Here is a 25,438-nt window from a genome sequence, read left to right on the forward strand (position 1 = left end):
GAGCCACAGGCGTGACAGGTACAACTGGTGTAGGAGTGACGGGAGCGACTGGCGTTGCAGGAACTACCGGAACTACCGGAGCAACGGGAGTAACAGGAGCCACGGGATCAACTGGGGCTGTAGGAAATACGGGAGCAACCGGAGCCACAGGCGTGACAGGTACAACTGGTGTAGGAGTGACGGGAGCGACTGGTATTGCAGGAACTACCGGAACTACCGGAGCAACGGGAGTAACAGGAGACACGGGATCAACTGGGGCTGTAGGAACTACGGGAGCAACCGGAGCAACAGGTGTGACAGGTACAACTGGTGTAGGAGCAACGGGAGCGACTGGTGTTGCAGGAACTACCGGAACTACAGGGGCAACGGGAGTAACAGGAGCCACGGGATCAACTGGGGCTGTAGGAACTACGGGAGCAACCGGAGCMACAGGYGTGACAGGTACAACTGGTGTAGGAGTGACGGGAGCGACTGGCGTTGCAGGAACTACCGGAACTACCGGAACTACCGGAACTACAGGAGCATCGGGAGTAACAGGAGCCACGGGATCAACTGGGGCTGTAGGAACTACGGGAGCAACCGGAGCAACTGGAGCAACAGGTCCGACAGGAGTAGGAGTGACGGGGCCAACAGGAACAACAGGAGTAACAGGTGCAACTGGTCCAGCTCCTACGTTCATAGACGCATACTTTAACGGCAATATTCAACCTCAGACAATAGCATCTGGTTCAAACATTTTAAATATTACCCCAAACCAGTCTACTGCATTAACTTATAACGCAGTAACAAGTGTTTTTACAATAGTAAACGCAGGTTTATATAACATTAGCGTTGTGATAAATCTGGCAACTGCAACTCTACCAGAAGCAACAATTGGGTTATCACTGAATAATTCAACTGCTTATCTCGCACCTGCTGTAACCTCGGCAACAAGCGGTCAATTGGTATTAATTCAGGTCGAGGCTTTCGCTATAGGAGATACTCTACAATTTAGAAATATTTCTGGATTTCCTATTACCATTGCTAATTCTCCAGTAATAACTAATAGTGCAGGTCACGTAGCAATTTCAAGGTTTTCTGCATTCTAATCTGTGCTTTATTTTAAGGCAAGGTCAAAAATGGATTCATTTAATAAGAAGCTACAGGTTCAGGACAGGACTCTCTACTCCTATCCAAATCCTATAGTGCTCATCATGAGTACGGACCACCCTTCGGGGTGGTTTTTTTTGATAAAGAACTCATAAGAGCCTTGTTAGTATGTAGGCATATCGATGGTTCAGTAACATTTACTCTTAATGCAGCCGATTTCAAACTGGGGAAATCAGAAAGTATTTACTAGACACTTATAATATGTCTAATCCTGACGTTGATATATGACCAAATAAAACCGCCTTTGTAAAAAAGGCGGTTTATTAGGCTATCGGTTCTAAATAGTCGAGGAAATAATTTACTACGTTGGTAATATAATACCTAATTCTTCAAGTGATTCACGACACTCCTCGATACCATCTGCGTTCTCCAGTCCGATAAGGTTTGCTTCCTCTTGTGTTAATCTGATTTCGGTTTCTGGTTTCTGGAATTTACGGTGGAATAACGACAAAACCAAGTCGCTTTGCTCTTGTGACATTTCATGATAATCCTGCCATCTCTTTATTGCTTCATCTGTAAAACCTAAAAGTTGCGTTAGTATAATCTCTGCACCATGTTCAAATAAATCTTCTATGTTATCGGTGGAAATAAAGTCGTCATTCATACCGTAAAATAATGTCGTTATTAGCGGGATTGTTTGCCCGTCAACCTCATCTAGCAAGTATTGAAGTGTTTCCGACATAGCGACTTCATGAACTATTGATGGTGTGTTATGGAGGTTCTTTTGAACAGTTTGGGTCAAGTCGCTACTAATAAGGCGATCACTTTGTTCATTTCTAAATGCAGCTACAATAACTTCATCGTGGAATGTAATTGTTCCTCGTGTGCCTGCTCCATTTTGTACATTGTAGTTTATTCCATCCCATGATTGTTCGTATGAAAAGTCAGGGTAATGTGCAGTCATTACGGCATGAGCAATCGCCGCCAACATGCATCCGTTCCAGAGATGTTCTCTGTCGATATCCAACTTGTACAAATCTATATCAATCCTTTCAGGTATTTAATGACCGTTTTTCTTGCATCTAATGTACCGGCAGCTTAACAAGAAAACGTTGACAGCCTAGGCCAGACGTTCGTGTCCGTGATTGAAAACAGGCAGAAGCTAAACAGTATCTGTTTCTTATTCGACGTCGTATTCTCGTACTCCTTGCTGTCTACTTAACGGAACCAAGCCAAGTAGTGCTGTAAAAACTTGGTTGAAACGCCATTAAAGCCGTCCATCCATTTTTTCAGGCGGCTGTGGTAGCTGTTAACGTTTTGGATATGGTAAACGCTTTTCACCCGCTGCTGTTGGCAGGATTTACAGCGGAGCGTTACCGTTAAACATCCTCAGTGCGGACACACAAGCCCGTTTTATGCTTTTGCTCCCGAATTTCATCAATGAAGGTAATCGAAGCTGCAAATACTCTGGTGCGAAACTGAAAAAAGTCGATAAGCTCTTGCTTACCGCTATAGACCAATGTATCGGCGTGGCTTTTCAGTTCCTTTAAATCCATAGGCAAATCATCACGGACTCATATTGTCACACATTCCCTTAATGTATACGATGTTTTGAATTGCAATAAATGTCCTATCCTCTCCAGAACCCTCAACAACGCCACGATCAAAGGATTGGGATTCCTATTCTTGTCAGATTACCGACAAGTTACAGTGAAAACTTAGGAACTGCCGTATTCCGAACGGTAAGTTCGGTGGTGTGGGAGGTCGGCTACTCAACTTTTGGGTAGTCTCTTACCCGATTCCTCTCCACACAAAAACTTGAACACACTACTCTTTTTCGCCCTTATTTTCATCACTAGACATAACAATACGCAACTTCACAAATCCTGCATTGACAGTGGCAGTGTCCTTTATTATACTTTCATTACACACGGTGTGCAGTAAGTGATCTTGGTGTAATGCGAAATGAAAATGAGAGGATGGCAAGCACGGATGATAACATCAGAGAAGCCAGCTTACCGCCCCTGGGTAAAGTGGATTTTAATTCCGGTCTATCTGCTAATGATGTATCCGCTTAAATTACGAAGGTGGCTTTACCGCTATCAGCCAGAACCTGTGGAGCAGCGTTATGGCGAACCAGGGCCTCATCGTAGCAGAAGTGTGGTAATTAAGGAAGAGGATGGGAATCCGCAATACAAAATCTATTGCCCGGAGGAGATGGACGAAGCTTGTCCTGTTATTGTTTGGGGCAATGGGTCGGATGCTCAGCCTGAGAATTATGATGCGCTGCTGCTTCATTTGGCGACTTGGGGCTTTGTTGTCATCGACAGCTATTGCCGTCATACGGGCACAGGCCGAGAAGTTGCAGATACGGTCCGTTATGCCCTGCAGGAGAATGTTAATCCTGCAAGCCCTTTTTATCGCAAGCTGCTGATAGACCGCATTGGTGCAGTGGGTCATTCCCAAGGCGCGACAGGGGTCCTGAATGCAGGGAATTATCTGGATGAGCCGCTTCAGACGGTGGTTACGATTGCGCTGCCTGCTCCGATGTGGTGTGAACCCAAGGATGTTTATGAGATCGAAACGCAAACTGCTGCATTATTTTTCATGGCGGGAACACATGACTTTATGATTTCGCCAAAGTCCTCCAATCGGAGTGCCTACGCAGCGGTTCGATCAGGCCAAGCAGCTGTTATGGCGATGACGAGAGCGGCACATCATCTAGAGAGCATGGGGCAGGGCGGCATGCATAGAGGTTATTTGACCGCTTGGCTGCGTTATCGGTTGGCTGATGATTCAGATGCAGCGGCAGCTTTTTCTGGAGAGCATCCGGAGCTGTACCGCAATAAAGGCTGGAGCGGTGTCCATTCACAAGGACTGAAGGCTTTTAATTATGAGAGAAGAGGGGAATTAGCATGCAAAGGCTGAAGCGAACATTCTTTTTTATTGTTGCAGTGGCAGTCCTTTCCATTGTCTTTGTCAGCCGTAAGGTTTTCAAAAGACCAAGCCAAAAGAATAGCTTCCGTGATACGAAACCGGGCAAGTGGAACAAGGTAAAGCTTAGCAAGCAGACAATGGCCACGGATGGTTCAACGTTTTGCTTGTATTCTCGCAAAGGCAGAAGCCGAAATTTGATGGTCTATTTCTGCGGGGGCGGGGCCTGCTGGGATGCAGAGACAGCGAAGATCCCGTTGTCCCTGCGTTCTTATCTCAAGTATGGGCAATTTGGCTATTATTTCGCCCGAATTCCGTTCTACATCTTTAATATGCACCGTGKGATCTTCGATCAACGTCCAGACAACCCGTTCTCCGAGTGGAATGTCGTCTTCATTCCTTATGTCTCAGCTGACTTCCATACCGGCAATGCTGCAGTTACTTACAGCGATGAGAAGGGAAAGAAGATGCGGCATATCCGTCATAATGGCAGGAATAATGTGGAGGAAGCGCTGCAATGGGTGTATGCTAATTTCGACACACCGGATAAGCTTCTGATTACAGGCTCTAGTGCTGGTGGGTTTGGTTCAGCCTTCTATGCCAGTGACATTGCGAGCCATTATGCAGATGCAGAAATCTATCATCTCTCTGACAGCTCCTTTCTTGCTTCAGAGCAATGGCCGAGTATTGTAAACAAGCAGTGGAATACGGATTTCACACGCCAGTTCGCATTTCCGATGGAGACAGATATGATTGGAGCGGCGTTCCGACACAATGCGAAGGCCATGCCTGCTCATGCTGTGCTCATGCATGCTTGTACGATTAATGACAAGGTGCTCACCTCGTTCCAGAACCGTCTTAATGGCAAAGGAGACGATATTGACCCGCAAAGTTTGGAGGCATGGAGCCAGCAGTTTCGGGCGGCGACCCGCCAGCTTGACGAACAACTGCCTAATTTTTATTATTTTCTTACAGAATACGGCTATGATAAGGAGAATCACACGACTCCGCATACGCTGCTGCCGATGCAAGCCTTCTATGAGGCAGAGGAGGAAGGGCAGAAATTAGTGGCATGGCTGGATAGCATTATTCACAAGCAAGAACGCAGCTCTAGAGGCACACGCTTCCTGCATAACGATGCAGAAGCGAGCTCCAATGCTGCCGAAGAGCTTAGCACTACAGGATAGGGGAGCACATGATGAAGCTTAGAGAGAAACAACTGCAGCTTACCAGAGAAATGATTAAAGAGGCGGCGCTGGCCGCCTTTTGCGAGAAGGGGATTGAGGGTGCGGATTTGGTACTCGTTGCTACCCGCTCAGGCGCGTCCAGACGTACCTTGTACCATCATTTTAAGGATAAGGAGGAGCTGGCCACTGAAGTGTATGTAGATAATCTGAAGCGCATGTTCGGACGCTTGCTGGTGGAGTTCGATTTTAAATCCCCGCGTGCTTCTATTGAAGCCATTCTCGACAAGTATTTGTGGTTAAGAGAGCACCAGCCAGATCTTCTCTATTATGATTCGCTCTTTAGTGTGTATTACGCCAGTATGGGCAAGAATCCGGCAGAACTGGAGGCATTCAAGGAGCTGATCAGCGAGGAGACACGCCTGTCGATGAGTGCATTTGCCACTGAGCGCGCAGCCGATATTCCTAATGATGAGAAGCTGGCTTGGATCGAACGGACGCGAATGATTACACATTTGTACTTCATTTATTTACAAAAGTCTGTCTTGATTTGCCGGCAGAACGGTGACGCAACCAAGGCAGAAGAGCTGGAGCAGAATGCGCGTTATAAGGATTTTCTGCTTAGCCTATGGGAAAGGCAATGAATACACAGCGCAGAAGCAAGCTTCGAAATACGATGCGATTCAAACTCATTGTGGGCGTAGCCGCCATTTTGGTTCCGCTCATTGTGCTGCTCAATTTCAACCAATATTATGCCGCTCAAGTAGTACGTAAGCAAGTCGCTGAGAGCAACCAGAGCTTTATCACCCTCTATATGAATCAAATTGATGGGCTGCTCGATGAAATCGACAGCTTCTTAATTAACATGGTGGCTTCTGACCCGAACCTGCTGCTGCTGGACCGAAGGCAGCCAGAAGCCGAGACGGCACTGCTAAAGGTACAACTGTCCAAGCAGCTATGGAACGAAAACTCCCGTAATGGAGCAGTGGACGGCTTTTTTATTTATAGCACACTAGATGCAAGCTTCATAGAAGCATTCAGTCCACGCCCATCCTATATGGAAAGAGTAGCGGTATCAGGTGAGGTTACCCGTAAGCTGAATGCGTCCCCCACACAGTCTGAGCTTGGGGGGCGTGACTGGCTTGTACGACAGATCGATGGCAGCTATTATATTCTCCGCTTGCTTCAGGCAGCTCCCAACACTTATGTTGGCGCCTGGGTCAAGGCGGACACACTTCTCATTCCGTTTAACCTGATTAATTTAGGCGAGAACGGTTTTTCGCTATTTTCTACAGAAGCTGGAGAGCCTATGCTGCATGCTGAAGTGGTTCGCGAAAAACAAATTGATTTAAGCTTTGCCTCTGGTGGATATAGCTTATCAGGTGGTCCGGAACGTTATCTGACGGTAGGTGAACGTTCCCGGCATGGTGGTTTCCGACTGGTTGCGCTTATACCGGAGCAAGATATTTTGAAAGGTTTTTTCAATCTCTGGAGCTGGAATAGGTTTGTCTCTGTGGGTTCAATATTGCTGATTCCCTTGAGTTTGGTGCTGCTTCGCAAGATGATTTTGCTTCCGATCAGAAGACTGCTATCTGCCATGAATCGAATCGGTGAAGGGCATATGCAAGGGATTCCAGAATCTAAAGCCTCAACCGAAGAATTTAGCGTCGTTAACGATCATTTTAACCAAATGCTTTCCTACATTAGAGAGCTGAAAATCCATGTTTATGAGGAACAATTAAGCAAACAGCAGGCGGAGCTTAGGCAGCTGCAGACAACGATTAATCCTCATTTTTATTTAAATTCCCTTAATATGCTGCACAGTTTGGCTGCTGTACGCAATTATGAATTAATTCAGGAGATGTCGCGCTGTCTCTCGGACTATTTCCGTTACATTTTCCGTAGTCATGTGTCACTCGTCTCTCTCGGGGATGAACTGATGCATATGCGCAATTATATACGTATTCAGGAGCTGCGGTTTCCAGATCAGCTGAGCAGTGAAATTGAGGTGCCATCTTATCTGCTGAACCTCGCTATACCCCCGCTTGTGATTCAAACCTTTGTGGAGAATGCCATCAAGCACGCCTTTACGCTGGAAGCGCCATTCCGGCTATCGATTCATGGAAAGCTGGAATCAGATGGTCAGCTGCCTCGCATTCTACTCGTTATTGAAGATACCGGAGAAGGATTTACCCCAGAGCTGCTGCATCTCTTAAATGAGAAGAGGAACTTGGAGCGTGAGGACGGCAGCAGGCATGGCATCTGGAATGCATGGCGCAGACTAGAACTATTGTATGGCGGAAAAGCCGGCCTTAGCTTTCTTAATCTTCATTCAGGCGGGGCTCGAGTCGAAGTTCGCTTACCCATGAAGTCATTCCCGGAAGGAGAGGAGGGAACACCTTGCTGAACGTGCTGATCGTAGATGATGAGATTCATTTTGTGAAAGCGGTTAAAAAAATGGTGGACTGGTTGCAGCTTGGTATTTCCAACGTTTATGTTGCTTACAATCCGACTGCGGCGGAGCGGATTTTTGAGGTACAGGAGATTCATATTCTGCTATGCGATATTGAAATGCCGCAGCGGAGCGGACTAGAGCTGCTGAAGTGGATGCGGGAGAAGGGAATTCGCACCGTTCCTGTGCTGATGACCTGCCATGCGGATTTCAATTACGCCCAAGAAGCTGTACGTCTGGGCTGCTCCAATTATTTGTTGAAGCCGCTGACCAAGGAAGAGCTGGAAGCCGCACTGTGCAAGGCGGCAGACGCTGTGAAGCGCGAGCAAGAACTGGCGGATGCGCAGCGGGTTAAGAACTGGTGGTCGCGGCAGCAGGATATAAATCGTGAGCGCTTCTGGCTGGATGTTCTGAATGAAACCATTCCGGCAGTGAGTGAGATTTTTGTAAAGGAAGCGGCGGCAAGGCAAGTATCTCTCCCTGCGGACTCCTTGGTTCTGCCAGTGTTAATGATCATACGTGGTTGGCAGCAGGACTTCCTGGTCAGAGATCGGAAGCTGCTGGAATATGGGCTCAAGAACGCAGGCAAAGAGATGCTGGGAAGGCTTACGTTAGGCAGTGTCGTTGTACCTGCCGGGAATGACGCTTGGTTGCTTATTATGCCTGTGGAACAGGAACAACTAGAGAACGGACTTGCCATCATGTGTAGCCGCTTGGTTGAGTTTTGTCGTGTACATTTATACTGTGAATTATATTGCTATGGGGGGCGGCCAGTAGAAGGACATGAACTCCCTGCTCTGCTGGCTCAATTACACAATTTAGACAGAGATAATGTGACCGGAATCCATTATGTTGCTCTGAATGAGGCAAAGCGTCTTGCAGCAGCGCCTCCAGCTCTGCCAGATATGAGTGGCTGGGCAGCGATGATGAGGCAAGGCGTGAAGGAGAGGCTGCTGGAAGAAGCGAGAGCTTGCATCCATGGACTGCGGGATCATACGGGAATAGATGGCGATTATTTGCGTGCGCTGAAGGAGAATTTTTTGCAAATGGCCCATGTAGTCCTGCAGCAGCAAGGGGTTCAGGCACATCTCATGTTCTGTGATGAGGAGAGCCTGCGTCTGGCGGAAGCAGCATCCCGCTCGCTTACCGATCTGGAGCGCTGGCTTGCCCATGTCATTATGAAGGCTGTGAATACCACACATCCGTCCTCGATTAGCGATGTGATTGAACGGGCGACACGCTATATTGTATCCAATCTGGATCAGAATCTGTCCAGAGAAACGACAGCGAACCACGTATACTTGCACCCGGACTATTTGACCCGCTTATTTAAAAAAGAGCTGTGCTGTACGATTCCAGAGTATATTTTGCAGGAGAGAATCAAGCTGGCTAGGCAGCTGCTTATTCATTCTGAGCTTCCTGTAAGCGCCGTTGCGATGGCTACGGGCTATTCGAACTTTTCTCATTTTGCAAAGTTGTTCAAGGCTCAGTCAGGCTTAAGCCCAATCGAGTTTCGCCAGCACGGACGAGGTGCCCCCCTTGCAAAGTCGAAATGACGTCAGTCAAAGGTCGAACCTGAAGCAGAGGATGCGGTCCTCTTCCCGCTATAATGGCAAGAGAAAGCCAAATGATCAAGCCAGGGGGAAAACAAAATGCGCAAGAAGACATGGTTATTCGCAAGTCTAGTGAGTCTATCGCTGCTCATATCCGCATGTGGTTCGAACGGAAATTCAGGCGGATTGGCGAAAGATCCGGTTAACAGCCCCGGAACAACAGGCGAGGAAGCATCACAAAAGATCGATGAATTGAATGTCGCATTTCTCAGTGTTACCGGCACGCCTCCGGATATGAAGGCAGTAGAGGATGAGATTAACAAGATTACAAAGGGAAAAATCAATGTAGCGGTTAATCTGATGCCAATCAATTACGGCGCTTATGCCCAGCAGGTTAACTTAATGCTGACGAGCAATGAGAAGCTGGATCTGATTGTCGTCGGATCACCGTTTGGATTTAGCTCGCAAGTGTCCAGAGGACAGCTGTTGCCGCTCGATGAGCTGCTGGAGAAGAATGGGGAAAATATTCGCAAGGCGCTTGACCCGGACTACTTGAACGCCAGTAAGGTAGATGGAAAGGTTTACGGCGTCACACCTGTGAGAGACTTGGCAACAGCCAACGGATTTACAATGCGCAAGGATCTTGCAGATAAGCATGGAATCGACGCGAGTGCGATTAAAACACTGGATGATGTAGAAGCAGCGCTCAAAATCATTAAAGATAATGAACCAGACATTACGCCACTAATTCCTAGCGGAGCAGGCTTCTCCTTTCTGACCAGCTACAGCTGGCATGATGGTCTTAGCAACGGGATGGGCGTGCTACCAGGCTACGATAATGGTCTGAAGCTTGTTAACAGCATCGAGTCTCCGGAATATGCTGCGCTCCTGAAACGGATGAGGAACTGGTATGAAGCGGGTTATACGTTGAAAGATTCAGCAACCAACAAGTCGAGCCAAATCGAATTAATGAAGGCTGATAGAGCTTTTGGTTATCTCTCTAAGCTGAAACCGGGATTTGATGCGCAGGAGTCCAGATCCATTGGCAAGGAAATGATTAGTGCAACCTTGTCTAATCCTGTATCCATGACAGATCATGTGCTGAACATTATGTGGGGGATTCCGCGTCAAGCTAAGAATCCGGTGGCATCCATGAAGTTTCTGGATCTGATGTATGGGGATGCTGAGCTTGTTAATCTGCTGGATTGGGGTATTGAAGGCAAGCATTATGTCAAAGTGTCCGATAATGTCATCAAATATCCAGAAGGCGTCACGATGCTGACGAACGGCTACAATTTAAATATGAGCTGGCTGTTTGGCAACCAGTTCCTCTCTTATGTATTTGAGGGAGAAGACCCGGATATTTGGCAGAAGATGAAGGATTTCAATGAGCAGGCGATTAAATCCAAGGCGATGGGCTTTACGATGAATCCGGAGTCCGTCAAAACAGAAATAGCGGCGGTATCCAACGTCATCGCGCAATATTATCTTGTTCTGGAAACAGGCTCTGTGGACCCAGATAAGGTTTTGCCGCAATTTATTGAGAAGCTGAAGGCCGCAGGAATCGATAAGGTTATTGCGGATAAGCAGCGCCAGCTGGATGAATGGGCGAAAGCCGAGGGTGTGCAATGAGTCGTAAACTTCATGAATTGCTAAGAGGTGAGGAACGGAATTATATTCTTCCGTTCTTCTGGCAGCGCGGAGAAGAAGAGGCGGTCATTCGTGAGGAGCTGTCTCGTATACGGGAAGCGGGCATCCATGCCGTATGTGTGGAGTCCCGTCCCCACCCTGATATGCTTGGTCCACAGTGGTGGAAGGATATGGATACCATTATGGATGAAGCCCGGAAGCATGGCATGCAAATTTGGGTCTTCGACGATGATCACTTTCCGACAGGACACGCAGCAGGAAAGGTGAAGGAGGCGCCGCTGGAACACCAGCGGCAGTTCCTCTCAGAGCGTCGAATGGATGCACGCGGTCCCGATCCTGAAGCTTCATTCTTGCTGCGCCCCTGGTCGGTACTAGATGGTGCAAGACCTGTCGGTGCTGCTGCAGCTAGGCGTGATCCAGTTACGGGCGATCTGGATGGGGATTTTATTGCAATAGATCTCGAAGCTTCTGTGCAAGACGGGGTTCTTTATTGGCCCGTGCCGGAAGGCTACTGGACGATCTGCTTGTTCGTTGTCACCCGGGAAGGCGGGGATGATCGCCGCAAAGATTATTTGAACCCGATCGTGCCGGAATCGACGCAGATTCTGATCGATACAATTTACGAAGCCTATTACGCACGATACAAGGATGATTTTGGCGTCGCATTCGCAGGTTTCTTCTCGGATGAGCCTGGCTTCTATAACAGCAAAGCATCGTACGATTATGCTTCGGGTCTTGGCGATGCCAAGATGGCTTTGCCGTGGCGTTCAGATTTGCTGGAGCTGCTGGAGGCAGAATACGGTCCAAACCTGCGGCAGCATCTGCCTCTGCTCTGGCATGAGGGAGGACCTCAGACGTTTGCTGTGCGCTACGCCTACATGAACGTAGTGAGCAAGCTGTACGCGGAGCACTTCAGCAGGCGGATTGGAGATTGGTGCCGAGAACGGGGCGTAGCCTATATCGGCCATCTAATGGAGGACAATAATGTACACGCCAGACTGGGCTGCGGAGCAGGGCATTTCTTCCGTGCGCTGGAGGGGCAGGACATGTCTGGTCTGGATGTCGTGCTATGGCAAATTGTACCCGGTTTTGATGAAATGTCATTCTCATGGATGGGCGGGAAGACAGACAGTGTCTTTTTCCATTACGGGATGACTAAACTAGCTGCTTCACTGGGACATATCGACCCTAGGAAGCAAGGCAGAACTTTTTGTGAAATCTTCGGCGCTTACGGCTGGGCGGAAGGGCTGAAGCTGATGAAGTGGCTGACCGACCATATGCTGGTTAGAGGCGTCAATCATTTTGTGCCGCATGCTTTTTCTCAGAAGGAGTTTCCTGACTGGGATTGCCCGCCGCACTTCTATGCCAGAGGGTATAATCCGCAGTTCAGGTATTACCGACTGCTTAATGACTATACGAACCGGGTATGCCACTTGTTGAATGACGGGGAGCATATTGCGAGTGCTGCTGTGCTATATCACGCTGAGGCTGAATGGTCCGGGGAATACATGCTGTTCCAAGAGCCGGTGAAGCAGTTGATGCAGAGCCAAATCGACTGCGATGTGCTGCCGATCGATATCCTGGTTTCTTCGGAAGTTATCGATGGGGAGCTAGCGGTGCACAAAGAACGCTACCGCTGTCTAATTGTACCTTATGCCGAAGCGCTGCCAATAGAATGGCTGGGTAAGCTTACTGAGCTCGCATCATCTGGTTTGTCTATTATCTTCATTGACGCATTGCCAGTAAGAGCGAGTCAATCTGTACCATGCGAGGAAGTGCTGAAGAAGCTGGCGGCTTACCCTCAGGTTACGATAACCCCATTGAAGCTTCTGGCAGAGACGCTTATCGACCGAGGGATGAATGAGCTAGTACTCAGGGACAAACAGCCTTATCTACGAGCCTACCAATACCGTCATGATCAATTGGAAGTTCTCATGCTGTTCAATGAGAATCCAGATCAGCCGATTGAGACTGGCATTACGCTCCCAGGCTCTGGTGTATGGCTTCGTTATGACGCATTCACTAACAAGGTGGATCGCGTAGGGGCAGGAGAAAACTATCAGCTTGATTTGCGATTGAGCGCTTATGAATCACTAATCTTGCTTCGTGTACCGTTTGGAGAAGAGGGGACTCTACCGGCTCCAATAGGAGAGTGGCAGCGTGCTCCACTAGGGACAGATCTGAGCCTGCATGCCAGTGCGGATCGTGCTTTATCCAGACGTTTGATTGAGCATGTCCAGTGGAACATTTCCCTCGCTACAGCCAAAGAATATCCAACGTTCACACCTTGGGGGACCATGAAGGAGCTGCGTAATATGAGCTCACGCGACCTGTTGCCGAGATTTTCTGGTACGCTGAAGTATGAGTGTGTCGTAACTGGTGAATTAACTGACCCGATATGGCTGGATCTGGGGCAGGTTTATGAGACTGCACAGGTGTGGGTCAATGGTCAGGATGTGGGTGTGAAGCTCTGTGCGCCTTATATATGGAATATCGCTCGCTATTGGAAGCAAGGAGAGAATGAAGTGACTATCGAGGTGACCAATACACTAGCGAAGAATCAGCAGGACTGGTTCTCCAAGTTCGTCCAGCAGGAGCCCTCTGGCTTGCTGGGTCCAGTTAGCATTATTGGTTCATCCGCGATCAGCCAGGGAAGCGGGGAGTAACATGGAACAAACCTATCGGCCCCGCCGGAAGAGCAATGTGCGAAAGTACTACGTTCTGCTGCTCATGATGATACCGGGGCTTGTCTACTTGCTCATCAACAATTATTTGCCGATGTTCGGGCTAATTATCGCCTTCAAGGATTACAATTTTGCAAAGGGACTACTCGGCAGTGACTGGGTTGGCCTGAGAAATTTTGAGTATTTATTCAAAACGCAGGATGCCTATATCATTACACGCAACACGATATTGTACAATTTTTGTTTCATTATCTTAAATACTGCTTTTGCACTGGGAATTGCAATCGCGCTGAATGAAATTCGCAGCCGCTTTATGTCGCGGTTTTACCAGAGTGTGTTACTGTTGCCCCATTTGATTTCGATGGTTATCGTAAGTTATTTGGCTTATTCCCTGCTCAGCATGGAGACTGGTTTTATTAACAAAACCGTTCTTTCCAGTCTGGGGATGGAGGGTATTTCATGGTATAGCGAATCGCAATATTGGCCATTCATTTTGACGATTATCAGCTTATGGAAAGGCGCCGGGTTCTTATGCGTCATCTATCTGGCTGCGATCATCGGGATTGATCCGGAATATTATGAGGCAGCAAAACTAGACGGGGCTTCCAAATGGCAGCAAATTCGCTATATTACTCTCCCATTATTGTATCCGATTATCATCATGATGACCTTGCTTGCCATCGGCAAAATTTTCTATTCTGATTTCGGCCTATTTTATCAAGTTCCACTCGGCTCTGGCGCTCTGAATGATACGACACAGGTTATCGATACCTATGTGTACCGGGCCCTAATGAATTTAGGCGATATTGGAATGTCTTCGGCAGCGGGGCTATATCAGTCCGTAGTCGGCTTTATACTTGTACTGTTATCGAATTACGCGGTGCGCAAATTCAACAAGGACAGCGCATTGTTCTAAGGCTTGGGACTGGAGTGTAGAAGCATGAAAACGATCAACAAGGGAATATGGCTTCATATTCCGATGATGGCCCTGGCGGTGGCCTGCGTGCTGCCGTTCCTGCTGCTTGTTATCTCATCGATCTCCGATGAGAGCTCAATTCTGCGGCAGGGATATACCTTCTTTCCGGATCAATTGGGATTAGGCGCTTATAATTATCTTTGGAATCACTCGGAGCAGCTCGCTCGTGCTTATGGGGTCACGGTGTTTATTACACTCTTCGGCACGGCAGCAAGTCTGCTGATGACCTCGATGCTTGCTTACCCGATGTCCAGACAGGGAGTGCCTTTACGTAACGGAATTGCATTTTTTGTATTTTTCACGCTGCTATTCAACGGCGGACTTACACCAACCTACTTGGTCTATGTCCAATACTTCGATATTAAAAATACCATTTTGGCCTTGATCGTACCAGGCTTGCTCATGAATGGCTTTAATGTGCTCTTAATGCGGACATTCTTCATGACGACGATTCCCCCGGCATTAATCGAGGCTGCGCAAATCGACGGATCAGGAGAATTCAAAATATTCTGGAAAATCATTGTGCCGCTATCGATGCCGATCGTAGCTACAGTAGGTTTGATTCAGACGATTATTTACTGGAACGATTGGTTTAATGGGATGATCTACGTGACCGATTCCAGGCTGTTCAGCGTACAGAACATATTGAATCGAATGCTAACCGACATCCAGTTTCTGACGGAGAGCAAGTTTAGTGCTCAGCTAGGTGAGGCTGGAGCTAACTTGCCGAGTACGACGGTGAAGATGGCGATTGCTGTGATCGGTGTTCTGCCGATTATGGTGATGTATCCCTTTTTCCAAAAGTATCTTATCAAGGGGATTACCATTGGTGCAGTGAAGGGGTAAGGGTATGTAGGGTTAAGGTGGATGAATGAATGGAACAAGTGAAAATAAAGGAATGGCTTCCTATCATGATGGTGGAGGAGAAGGCGAGTATGTGCTGAGGTAAAGAGCAAAAATATAAAAGTAACAGCTGCCGTTAGACATAGAAAGAAACTATATAAAATGATAGAGTATTTGATATTTTTATTCCAACGTCTTTTTTTTTCATTTTTTTTTTTGTCGCTAGTTATAACCTTCATGAATAAGAGGGAAGAAGCTTAAGTTAATGAACTTATCCATAAACATATATTAGAGTTAGCAAATCATAATGAATTAGAAAAAAATAGCGAGTAGACCTTATTGGTTTACTCGCTATTTTCGTTTATAAGCTATCTCGTTGTTTATTTTTTTAATTAAAGTGCTAAAATTCAAAAATGGTAAAATCAATCGTTTTTGATTCTCCAGCAGGCTAGTGTAATTTTAATGCCAAAGATGCCTTGCTGTTATTGAGGGCGAGACTGAAGTGGAAGAAACTTATTAATAATATGGTTGTTTTAATGGCCAACTTGATGATGACGAAGTATCTAAGTGAATCCGATATTTCTGCAGTTGAATCCCTGAGTGGGAAAGAAGCAATCACGTTTGTTGAGTCTACTCTATTAATATTACTGCCTGCGAAGGAAGAACAGCTTCTTTTAGAAAGTCGAGACCGGAGTAAATGAAGTATTCAAACCAGTGATTTTACCGCAAATTTATTGGCTATGCTTCGCGGCATAATTGTCGAGTTTTTGCAGGAACGAGCCGATTTTCCTTTCTGATGCAAGCGCCCATTGCAACCAGCTTGTAGTTAAAGGAAACCTCTCAAAAGGAGATAGCACCAAGTACGTAGTGTACGGAAACCGTAACCAGACTTGAATAAGTTCATAATCGGTTTTACTCAGTTTCGCTACCTTGCGGTAACCTGTCAGAATAGCTTTAGCAATCGCGAAATTCCAATTGTAATCTTTGCACGAATTATAGATGACTCGAAACAGGTCGTAGGCGCGCAAATCGACGTGCAGCGTTTCGAAGTCGATAAGATATGTTCCTTTTTCATTTAGAATAAAATTGCTGGGCCCTCCATCGCCGTGTGATAGTACTCCGTTTTGGCGCGGACTACGGCAATAAGCTCGATATCCGCTGTTTCGCAGCAGCGCTCCCGCTTGGCTCGAATAATGCAAAATTTCCGAGCGGTGCTGTTGTACAAAGCGGTTAATCGGAGGACTGAAACCATTTCTATTCGCCTTGGTAATCTTTTTTTGTAGATTCCGTTGCCGATAACGAAGAGTAGAGTGCCATGATCCGATCCTGCTATGAGCGATTTTACCTTTAAGTCCGGTACGTCCAGCCAAATGAAATTGTGCTAAGGCGACGCCGCATGCTCGCATATCGCTTAAAGAACGGGGAGAAGGCTCTCTCCCTGAGATCCATGGTGTAAGTACGTAAGGCTCTCCTTTTTGCGAGATTACATAAAGCCTTCGTCCTTCTGGCATTTGTGGATTGCGCCATGCAAGAAGTGGTCCGCTATTTTGGACACGTCGCAGTACTCGGTCGGTCCACTGTAAACGCGCAAGCTGCTTTGGCATTCGTTTCAAGCTGAATATTTTCCCGCTAGGTGTTACAACCCGATAAACTCCTTTCCGAATTTTCTTTATTCTGCTTGCCTTTATTCCAAATCGTTCTGCGATTCTAGAAATCGGTTGCTCACTCAAGGAGAATTCACCTTCCTCAGTTTCATATATAGTGATTTGTAGCGGCGAGCGATTGAAGGCCATCTATAACGAGCGGCAGTCGAATGGGCGTTGGTCAGACGCTGCTTTTTCTTCTCCGGATTTTTCCACAGCGCTGCAATTGCATCGGCGATAGTGGAGCTATCAACGGAATGAATAACTTGGGCATTCCGTGTGTTCACAAATTCCTTTAGCCCGCCAGATAATGTCGATACAAGTGGTACGCCGTTTGCCATCGCTTCGAGCGCGACAAGGCAGAACGACTCTTTTTTGCTCGGAACAACAACGGCCCCATAAGTAGCGTACATCCGCTGTACCGCATCGTTCGGTTTCTTTTTAATCCAATGAATGCGTTCAGCAATGCCATATCGCTTTGCGAGGGCTTGTAGACTATTTTGATAAGCCACTGAGCCGCTTCCGACGATTGTTAAACTAACATTCTTGTGATTGTGGTATAACAAAGCAACAGCTTTGATTAAGGGGTTAATGCCTTTCGAAGGAAGAAGTCTTCCGACATAGAGCAATTTGGTAGGAGAACCTTTAGTTTGCTTCGACTTGGCTTTCACACCGTTAGGAATGACGGTTATACTGCCTTGTTTACGTGGATTCAGCCGTTTGATTTCATTTGCTTGCCACCTGCTCGGAACGACGATCCGTTTCGCGGTGAGAAACAGTTTGGCTTGGTTTTTTCCTGATGATGAAGTGATTCCTTTTGAAGCCATTGAATGGCATGTATAAATGATAGGAATACGGTACAAGCTTCTTGCTGCCAAAGCAACTGCGGCGAAATCCGTACTATGAACATGAATGAGGTCTGGTTTGCCGAAGCCCATGGCTACTGCAGCCCGCAGAACGGTACTAGCTTTGAACGCTCGAGTGTAATGACTAAAGTAACGTAAGTTTTTGGGAATCCTAACGATTCGCAGTCTGCCGTTAGGGTTCGAAAACGAAAGTTGCTTAGAGTCACTGGAGCATAACACCATAACTTCTACATCGAGCTTGCTCAGCATTTTAGTCAAATTGGTTGCGACAATACCGAGTCCCCCAACAATATTTGGATGAAATTCATTTGTCATGACCCATACTTTAAGTTTCCTTCTACTTTTCATTTGAGTACTCCTTTCACATTAATTTTTATAAAACGAGCCCAAAGAATGGACTTAGTTATTAATGATATTATATGAGTTAACGAATGTAGATTACGCAATTAATAGACTTTGTTGTTGTTGAGGAAGCAGATTGTTTCTTCACGTTTTTCGTCGCGTTCTCTCATCTTGTCTCTCATTGCGACTGTGGACGTTGCAACCACAAGCGATGATGTCCTATAAATGAAAAGCACAAAAATCGTACCTAGGTTATTGCGTGTTTTTTAATTCGCCTCCCTGTGTATTGATTTCCATGTAGAGTATGTACTGATAGAACTTAGTGATTGGATGTTTGTTCTGGTATGATACTAGCCTTTTATAAAAGGCTAGGACAATGTGTGTGAACGTACAGTTTTGCATTGCTTGAGAACTCAAACGTTTGTACCGGAAGTTTATGTTGCTAAACAATCACATCCCGATTTTTAAACGCTATGTAGATTATGTGCGGATGATGCTTTGGGATTGGACGTTTTCTCTGCGGTGATGAGTGACCAGATTGAATATTGAAGCTCTAGATATGAATTTTAGAACACAAAAGACCCAAACTACGAGACTTCTGGATAGATATTTCTTCTCTTCTATCATTGCGGCCGAGGATACCTCAACTACAAGCAATAATCACTAATAGAATGAAAAACACCAGAATCGTATAGTGAGAAGTATATTAATATAAATCTAATGAGGGTATTCCAAATTAAAGAATATTTCATAAAGCATTATTAAGCGAAATGCTAATTTAAACAATCTTATCAGCTGTCTTTTTTGCATTTTCGGAATATATGGCGGTTAATGAGGTATTCACTGAAAATGCGAAATCTGCGATGATTTCTTCAATTAGACAACAGCTCATACTCTTTATTATAACTTATATATTATGTACTAAATTTAATATATAACTTTTGAAATATCCTAAGTATAATGAACACAAATATCTAGGCATGGTATTAAAAAATAGGAAAAGAAGGCATTACTCCATGCTTGCCTTCAAAAAAGTGTGAAGTTGGGAAATAAAAGCAACGGCGGGTCTATGGATCGACAGGCCAAGACTACTACTATAAGCATAGATCTTCACCTGTTGAGTAAACGAACTTCAAATAATTTAGAAGAGTGGGGAATCGTATGAGCAAAACTTTTGTGAATCCATTACTAGTGCATGGCGCGGATCCTTGGATGTATAAACACGTAGATGGAACCTATTATTTTATGGTTACAAGAAGGAATCGTCTAGACCTATGGAGATCAGACAATATTACGAATATCGCCAACGGTGACAAAAAAACAATCTGGATCCCGGAAGAGACCGGAATTAACAGTAATAATCTTTGGGCTCCAGAAATTCATTATATTAACAAAAAATGGTATGTATATTATACGGCGAATGATGGGGGCGGGGACAGTACTCGTAAAATATTTGTCCTTGAGAATGAGGAAGATGACCCTTTTGAAGGAACCTGGACGGATAAAGGATTTATTAATACAGAATATGCAGGCTTGGACGGTACGGTATTTGAACATATGGGCAGTCTTTTTTTCCTATATGCGGGATATGGCCATTTTCCGGAGTATGGGTCTGCGATTTATATGGCAAAAATGATCAATCCTTGGACATTAGAAGGAGAAAACGTCCTGCTAAGTGCACCAACGGACCCTTGGGAAATGCAAGGTGGTATGGCGATTAATGAGGGCCCTGTAATTTTGAAAAATAACGGGAAGATTTTTCTTGTGTTCTCGGCTAGCACTTGTTGGTCTGATGACTATTCACTAGGTTTGCTGACGTGCTCTGAACAGGATAATTTGATGAATCCAAAATCTTGGATAAAAACCGAAAGTCCAGTATTCCAAAAGAGCTTGGAAAACGAAGTGTTCGGGCCAGGACATAATAGTTTTGTTAAGTCACCTGATGGCAAGGAAGATTGGATAATCTACCACGCTATTTCAGTATCAGGCGCAGGAAGTGCGCATAGAAGTACTAGAGCACAAAAATTCGGATGGGATGAACAAGGTAATCCCGATTTCGGAATTCCGGTCCCAATCGATCAGCCAATTGATGTGCCTTCTGGCGAATAATGAAATCGACTCAAATTTAGATAGGGGAGAGATAAAATGATGCGTTTGGCGCTATTTGGAGATTTGCATTTTTTTGATAACAAATTTGTGCAAGGAAATGAAGAACTGTTAAGGGCTAAAGAATATTTCTATGAAAAATATTTGCAAAAGCTATTCGAAATCGAGGCAGATTTACACATCTCCCTTGGCGACTTGACCCACATGGGAACGGAGGAAGAATTCGAAAACGTATATCAGTATATTCGTAGCTCCGGTGTATCGTTTCGACAAGTACTAGGGAATCACGATGCATATGAATTACCTAAAACAAAACTTCAATATTTGATTGATCAACCATTAAACGATGTATATGAAACAAGTGATGCCCTGTTCGTGTTTGTTGATTCGACTAGAGAAATGGACCCGCAAGATTATAGCGGTCATCTTAATCCGGAACAATTGGAATGGTTGGAGGCACAAATGCTCGTTTCTCCATCTAAGCCAATCTTGGTTTTTGCCCATCATCCCCTATATAACACGACAACTGGGTCACTGGATGAGAAGATGCATATTGATCCTACGATTGATATGCGAGCCGTATTACAAAAAAGACAAGGAAACTGTTTTTACTTCAACGGCCACAATCACGTACACTCCATTGTAAAGGAAGGGCAATGGAATTTTATTCAAACTGCTGCAGGGTTGTGTCATCCTTCCATACGCATCGTGGAAATCGATAAGTCTGAAGTTCGCACCCGAATTGTAGCCATCGAGGATGAAGAATTAGTAAGAGCTGCACAGGTTTTATATGAAAAATTACCTCTGTATCATCGGCCATTAAATGCATATGGGCAAAATGCGGATCGGGATCAAATCATGAAGTTTTAGTGGCACAAACTAAAAAGATCGCTCTGGAGTGGAGGCAAGGCAATGAATGATGCTCTGGCAGGCGCCGTGTCAGATATCGTACGTCATTTCGAACTATACTACGAACTTCGGCGGCCATGATACTGTTCGTGGGTGGAGCGGGTATCGGGTTAGGAGCCGGCTTCTATGGTTTCGTGCTTTTTGCTGTACTGACAAGCATGATGTTTGCAAGATTCGCCAACTATGTAGAGCGGCAGAGGTTTCAGAAAGTCTCTCGTATCGAACAACCGGCGGATTCGAATCTGACAGTTAAGAAATACTAGAATTTGCTTGCAGATTCTGCTGTTTACTTTATCAGCCGAATGCCTATTCATAAATTCATAATAGTGGAGGATAAGGCTATGAAAATCAGAGGTGTAGCGCATAGGGGTTATCCGGTGAGATTACCGGAAAATACATTATCTTCGTTTCAGGCTGCCATTGACTTGTCCTTTACCCACTTGGAGCTAGACGTCCATTTGTCTAAGGACGGTGTGCCCGTGCTGATGCACGATTTTGCCATTGACCGTATGACGGACGGGCAAGGTTTGATCCGCGATTATACGTTGGAGGAATTGAAAAGGTTCCGTGTGAAGGAAATAGAAACGATCCCGACGCTGGAGGAAGCGATGAAATTGCTCAAGGGCAACATTTCTGTGCTTATCGAATTAAAGCAAACCGGAGACCGGTATCCGGGACTGGAAGAATCGGTGCTGGATGTTGTTCGCCGTACGAATACATTGGACCAATCGCGGATTATCAGCTTCGACCATTTTTCCATAGCACGTACTAGAGAACTTGATCCTAATATTGAATTGGGAATGATTTGCGGTGGCAGTATGCCTTACGTTTTCCCGTTTATGAAGGAGATCCGCTGTACGTATCTTGGGGTGCAAAAACAATTTATGACGCTGAAATATGCGGAAATGATTGCGGAGCACGGCATTGAATCCGGCCCTTGGCCGATTGATACGATTGAGGATATGGAGTTAATCGCAAAAAAATATCCGACATCTCTGGTTACAACTGACAATCTGGAGCTTTGGGCGGATTTTTACCGCAAAAATCCCGAATTACATATCTCTTAATAAGTCATTTCGAAGTACATGAATAACATTTTAACTGTGTAAAGGATAACCTTTTTGATGAAGGTTGTCTTTTTTTTAGGCTTAATCACTTGCACACGCTCACACTTGGTTCACCTTCATTCTTAAAAATCCACAGCCATTAAGGCTGTGGATTTATAATTAATGTTGATTATTGAACAAGGGTTCCGTTCTTAGTAAATAGTTACCTCTTACCTCTGCAGTCCAATTTGCAAAGACCTCTCTCCATTGAACACTGTTAAAGAAATCGTCAACGGATTGGTTGTCGGAATCCCAATCAATAAATATGTTGAGAGGTGTGATTCCACCAGCCCAAACGCCATTATTGACGTCCGTTCCTTTCTCTCTAACTAATAATATTGGAATTCCGAATTGAAAAGCCATGGCAGGCTCGATTTGAGAGAAAGTCGATCCTTCCCAGAACGGAGTGCTCGATGGCGGCTGCCCCACATTGGATTGAAGAATTTCAACAAAAAATTTGCGGAAGTTGATCGTGAGCAACCCGTAGCTTGAAAAAACCAAGCGTCGTATATTCGTGAGGATGCTCTCTGGATATTGTTCGCTTACAGGCAATGTGCGGGGAAAGAGCAATGCATCTTCAATTTCCGCAATAAGACGATTCAGAAATTGTCCTTGCAGGTCATTTACTGAGTTTGTTGTACTCAAAAATATAGGAATTCGAAAAGCGCGATCTACGCATGCATCGATAGCCAATATTGTGCCCATTTGATTATCGGAGGGCTTAGAATTTGAGGAGGAGGTCCTTAAATTACCGCGGACGGGAGGAAGCTCTCTTACAATGCTTACGGGTGAAAGTTTTTTCATGGAAAATTGCTGTGCTTTATCCTTAGTTGTTTTTGTATTGCTCAATTCTCACATCTCCAATGCCAAAGAATCATGATATTCAGCGCTAGTCTATGCGCATTCGCCCATTTGTGTTACTAGACACTCACGAGGGGGAGAGGAGCTGGGATGACAGCGAAAAAAAATATTGACTCAAAAATGATTAGGTGCCATACTACATTTATGGCGAACGATAAAAATGTAATGATGGATAGTCAAGCTGTTCCTTCACTTGTCCAAACGAAACGTCAGATTGAGCGCTACGGGTTGAACGTCGATGCGCAAGCCGTACTTGTCGCGTCTAGGCTGATGGCCGCTGGAGCCAAGCTTGAACATGCCGCGGAAATTCATTTTTCCAGATTCGGTTTGTCCACAGGCCGGTATCGTTTATTAGCGGATCTTGAAGATCACCAGGGCGAAGAGCTGCCCTCGCAATTAGCGGAGCATCTAGGCGTAACGCGTGCTACCGTTACGGGGCTTATCGACAATCTTGAACGGGACGGTTACGTATCCCGCCGGACCAGTTCGGCGGATGGCCGTCAGAAGTCAGTCATCTTAACTGAGAATGGAGCGAGCAAGCTTCGCGACATGGCTTCAGAGCACTTCGAGAGACTGGAAGCGATGGTCCGCTTGCTTACGGTCGAGGAGCGCAGAGTATTTCTCGATTTGTTAGGCCGGGTGACGCAAGGCATGTCAGCATTGACCGACGAGCCGAGCGCATCCAAGGAAAATGGTAGCATAAAGAAAGGGTAAAACGGGCTAGTCATGCTAGCCCTTATTTACCGCCATATAGTTAGGCGCCTAATTATATGGCGATATAAACATTTGTAGCAAATTTTGGAAGAAAGGGGTGACAACATGAGCAATGTGAAGCATTCGCACAATACAGATCCTGCTTATAGCCTTGCAACGGAAGGTTCCGAATTGAAAGGTTTTGTGCTATGGCGCGAAGTACTGATGGCCTATGTTTCGCCCGCCGTCATGGCAGGCATCGGGGGACTGATCACAGGCGACAAGAGCCTTCAGATCGCTGCGTTAACCACAATTGGGGGAACGTCCGCACTGATTGCATGGCTATTGGGGCTTTGGCTGCGCAAACGGGGGAGAAGCATACGATGGGTTGTTGGACCGCCTCGTTTGCTAGTCGTTGTCATGTTCGCGATAATCTGCGCTTCGCTCGGCTTTTACGCCGCATGGGTGACGAACAAAGTGCCGGATACAGTTCGTTTGAGCGACTATTCGATTTGGTTTGATCGGATATGGATCGATTTTCCATTATCCGGCACGATTGCAAGCACGATCATAACATGGCGTTGGCGCAAGGCGTTGGAAAAAAATGACACGTTAAACGGAGGAGATAGAAGATGATAGCGATTATTGGAGCAACAGGCACGATAGGGAGCGAACTTTTGAAACGTTTGGCCGATCTTGAGGTGCCCGCTCGGGCGCTCAGCAGGGAACCGGAGATGCTGCGCAACCGGCTCGGAGATGCAGGTAAATCCACGATCGAGGTGGCAGGGGCAGATGCCGCCGATCCCGAATCGCTTCGCCGCGCGTTTGCCGGAGTGAAGCAGCTCTTCATGACCATATCCAACAGCCCGAGACAGGTCGAGATGGAAATGACGATCATTCGCCTCGCCGCCGAAGCCGGCATCGAGCATATCGTCAAAATATCCAGTCCAGCCTTCGAGGAGCTCTCGCCCGTGGCAGTCGCCGGCTGGCATCGCGATATCGAGTCGTTTTTGGACGAGGCCGGTATGACTCGCACGGTATTGCGTCCCTATGCATTCATGCAAAACTTGCTGCGCCATGTTCCGACGATTACAGCTCAAGGTGCTTTCTTCGGCGTCATGGGCGATGCGCCTTGCAATTTCATCGATTGCCGGGATATAGCGGACGTTGCAGCAGAAGTTTTGACCAACCAGGAGGCAGCCGGTCGTATTTATACGCTTACCGGATCGGAGATCTACAGCTATCCGCAGATCGCGGATAAGCTATCCGCTTTGCTAGGCAAGACGATTCGCTACATAAACGTGGAGCCTCAAGTGATGCTTCGCAATCTGACTGAGCAAGGGCGCATGCCCCCTTGGCTCGCAAACCACGTTGTAGAAATTCAGACGATGTCTACGTTGGTGCCGGAAAGGCCAACGGACGATGTCACGCGTTTGCTCGGCAGACAGCCCCGAACGCTGGACGGGTATCTGCAAGAGAATGTGGATATATTTCGGTAGGCTTCTGTAAATAGAGCGTTCTCCAAACCAAACCGTCTGAACCGTCTG

General features: G+C 46.2%; 22 protein-coding genes and 1 pseudogene. 17 read left to right on the plus strand and 6 right to left on the minus strand.

The window, feature by feature from the left end:
• The first annotated feature begins 35 nt into the window (after positions 1 to 35).
• The gene (locus AC1DM9_RS32735; RefSeq protein WP_477584238.1) at positions 36 to 1,088 is read left to right on the plus strand and encodes a BclA C-terminal domain-containing protein; all 1,053 of its coding nucleotides are present in this window, start codon (positions 36 to 38) and stop codon (positions 1,086 to 1,088) included.
• A gap of 362 nt (positions 1,089 to 1,450) precedes the next feature.
• On the opposite strand, the gene AC1DM9_RS32740 is transcribed toward AC1DM9_RS32735, so the two are convergent.
• The 3 genes and pseudogenes from AC1DM9_RS32740 to AC1DM9_RS32750 all read right to left on the minus strand — a co-directional run bounded on the left by AC1DM9_RS32740 (position 1,451) and on the right by AC1DM9_RS32750 (position 2,645).
• Positions 1,451 to 2,080, minus strand: coding sequence for a hypothetical protein (locus tag AC1DM9_RS32740; RefSeq protein WP_477584187.1), 630 nt, complete (start codon positions 2,078 to 2,080; stop codon positions 1,451 to 1,453).
• A gap of 230 nt (positions 2,081 to 2,310) precedes the next feature.
• A pseudogene (locus AC1DM9_RS32745) lies at positions 2,311 to 2,427 on the minus strand (IS1595 family transposase); the annotation flags it as partial.
• A 41-nt stretch (positions 2,428 to 2,468) separates the two neighbouring features.
• The gene (locus AC1DM9_RS32750) at positions 2,469 to 2,645 is read right to left on the minus strand and encodes a hypothetical protein (RefSeq protein WP_477584188.1); all 177 of its coding nucleotides are present in this window, start codon (positions 2,643 to 2,645) and stop codon (positions 2,469 to 2,471) included.
• A gap of 409 nt (positions 2,646 to 3,054) precedes the next feature.
• Here AC1DM9_RS32750 and AC1DM9_RS32755 point away from each other — a divergent pair, with 409 nt between their 5' ends.
• From AC1DM9_RS32755 to AC1DM9_RS32795, 9 genes are all read left to right on the plus strand, one after another.
• Positions 3,055 to 4,017 (plus strand): poly(ethylene terephthalate) hydrolase family protein, encoded by a 963-nt coding sequence (locus tag AC1DM9_RS32755; RefSeq protein ID WP_477584190.1) that lies wholly within the window; start codon positions 3,055 to 3,057, stop codon positions 4,015 to 4,017.
• Complete coding sequence (locus tag AC1DM9_RS32760) at positions 4,005 to 5,210, plus strand: pectin acetylesterase-family hydrolase (protein ID WP_477584192.1); 1,206 nt, start codon at positions 4,005 to 4,007, stop codon at positions 5,208 to 5,210. The genes AC1DM9_RS32755 and AC1DM9_RS32760 overlap by 13 nt, the downstream gene beginning before the upstream one ends.
• An 8-nt stretch (positions 5,211 to 5,218) precedes the next feature.
• Entirely contained in the window at positions 5,219 to 5,851 is a 633-nt protein-coding gene (locus tag AC1DM9_RS32765) for a TetR/AcrR family transcriptional regulator (RefSeq protein ID WP_477584194.1), read from the plus strand.
• A complete protein-coding gene (locus tag AC1DM9_RS32770) occupies positions 5,836 to 7,614 on the plus strand; it encodes a sensor histidine kinase (protein WP_477584196.1) in 1,779 nt (592 codons plus the stop codon). The genes AC1DM9_RS32765 and AC1DM9_RS32770 overlap by 16 nt, the downstream gene beginning before the upstream one ends.
• Before the next feature lie 2 nt (positions 7,615 to 7,616).
• The gene (locus AC1DM9_RS32775) at positions 7,617 to 9,215 is read left to right on the plus strand and encodes a response regulator transcription factor (RefSeq protein WP_477584240.1); all 1,599 of its coding nucleotides are present in this window, start codon (positions 7,617 to 7,619) and stop codon (positions 9,213 to 9,215) included.
• 96 nt (positions 9,216 to 9,311) lie between these two features.
• Complete coding sequence (locus tag AC1DM9_RS32780; RefSeq protein ID WP_477584198.1) at positions 9,312 to 10,844, plus strand: ABC transporter substrate-binding protein; 1,533 nt, start codon at positions 9,312 to 9,314, stop codon at positions 10,842 to 10,844.
• Positions 10,841 to 13,528, plus strand: coding sequence for a glycosylhydrolase-like jelly roll fold domain-containing protein (locus AC1DM9_RS32785; RefSeq protein WP_477584200.1), 2,688 nt, complete (start codon positions 10,841 to 10,843; stop codon positions 13,526 to 13,528). The genes AC1DM9_RS32780 and AC1DM9_RS32785 overlap by 4 nt, the downstream gene beginning before the upstream one ends.
• 1 nt (position 13,529) lies before the next feature.
• Entirely contained in the window at positions 13,530 to 14,462 is a 933-nt protein-coding gene (locus AC1DM9_RS32790) for an ABC transporter permease (RefSeq protein ID WP_477584202.1), read from the plus strand.
• A gap of 24 nt (positions 14,463 to 14,486) precedes the next feature.
• A complete protein-coding gene (locus AC1DM9_RS32795) occupies positions 14,487 to 15,368 on the plus strand; it encodes a carbohydrate ABC transporter permease (RefSeq protein WP_076265488.1) in 882 nt (293 codons plus the stop codon).
• 728 nt (positions 15,369 to 16,096) lie between these two features.
• Here AC1DM9_RS32795 and AC1DM9_RS32800 read toward each other — a convergent pair.
• Both AC1DM9_RS32800 and AC1DM9_RS32805 read right to left on the minus strand, forming a co-directional pair.
• A complete protein-coding gene (locus tag AC1DM9_RS32800; protein ID WP_477584204.1) occupies positions 16,097 to 17,095 on the minus strand; it encodes a phosphotransferase in 999 nt (332 codons plus the stop codon).
• Complete coding sequence (locus AC1DM9_RS32805) at positions 17,092 to 18,222, minus strand: glycosyltransferase family 4 protein (protein WP_477509797.1); 1,131 nt, start codon at positions 18,220 to 18,222, stop codon at positions 17,092 to 17,094. The genes AC1DM9_RS32800 and AC1DM9_RS32805 overlap by 4 nt, the downstream gene beginning before the upstream one ends.
• A gap of 1,155 nt (positions 18,223 to 19,377) precedes the next feature.
• On the opposite strand from AC1DM9_RS32805, the gene AC1DM9_RS32810 reads away from it, so the two are divergent.
• From AC1DM9_RS32810 to AC1DM9_RS32825, 4 genes are all read left to right on the plus strand, one after another.
• Positions 19,378 to 20,325 carry a glycoside hydrolase family 43 protein gene (locus AC1DM9_RS32810; protein ID WP_477509796.1) on the plus strand — a complete coding sequence of 316 codons (948 nt, stop codon included), beginning with the start codon at positions 19,378 to 19,380 and terminating at the stop codon, positions 20,323 to 20,325.
• Between the two features lie 36 nt (positions 20,326 to 20,361).
• Entirely contained in the window at positions 20,362 to 21,192 is an 831-nt protein-coding gene (locus AC1DM9_RS32815; protein WP_477549565.1) for a metallophosphoesterase family protein, read from the plus strand.
• Between the two features lie 116 nt (positions 21,193 to 21,308).
• Positions 21,309 to 21,494, plus strand: a complete 186-nt coding sequence (locus AC1DM9_RS32820) for a hypothetical protein (protein WP_477509794.1) — start codon at positions 21,309 to 21,311, stop codon at positions 21,492 to 21,494.
• Between the two features lie 78 nt (positions 21,495 to 21,572).
• Positions 21,573 to 22,298, plus strand: a complete 726-nt coding sequence (locus tag AC1DM9_RS32825) for a glycerophosphodiester phosphodiesterase (RefSeq protein ID WP_477509793.1) — start codon at positions 21,573 to 21,575, stop codon at positions 22,296 to 22,298.
• A 159-nt stretch (positions 22,299 to 22,457) separates the two neighbouring features.
• On the opposite strand, the gene AC1DM9_RS32830 is transcribed toward AC1DM9_RS32825, so the two are convergent.
• Positions 22,458 to 23,042, minus strand: coding sequence for a hypothetical protein (locus tag AC1DM9_RS32830; RefSeq protein ID WP_477509835.1), 585 nt, complete (start codon positions 23,040 to 23,042; stop codon positions 22,458 to 22,460).
• 300 nt (positions 23,043 to 23,342) lie between these two features.
• On the opposite strand from AC1DM9_RS32830, the gene AC1DM9_RS32835 reads away from it, so the two are divergent.
• The 3 genes from AC1DM9_RS32835 to AC1DM9_RS32845 all read left to right on the plus strand — a co-directional run bounded on the left by AC1DM9_RS32835 (position 23,343) and on the right by AC1DM9_RS32845 (position 25,390).
• Positions 23,343 to 23,912 carry a MarR family winged helix-turn-helix transcriptional regulator gene (locus AC1DM9_RS32835; RefSeq protein WP_477509834.1) on the plus strand — a complete coding sequence of 190 codons (570 nt, stop codon included), beginning with the start codon at positions 23,343 to 23,345 and terminating at the stop codon, positions 23,910 to 23,912.
• 105 nt (positions 23,913 to 24,017) lie between these two features.
• Positions 24,018 to 24,527 carry a hypothetical protein gene (locus AC1DM9_RS32840; RefSeq protein WP_477549564.1) on the plus strand — a complete coding sequence of 170 codons (510 nt, stop codon included), beginning with the start codon at positions 24,018 to 24,020 and terminating at the stop codon, positions 24,525 to 24,527.
• Positions 24,524 to 25,390, plus strand: coding sequence for an SDR family oxidoreductase (locus tag AC1DM9_RS32845; protein ID WP_477509791.1), 867 nt, complete (start codon positions 24,524 to 24,526; stop codon positions 25,388 to 25,390). The genes AC1DM9_RS32840 and AC1DM9_RS32845 overlap by 4 nt, the downstream gene beginning before the upstream one ends.
• The last annotated feature ends 48 nt before the right edge of the window (positions 25,391 to 25,438 follow it).

The sequence above is a fragment of the Paenibacillus sp. 01T431 genome (genome assembly GCF_056398625.1).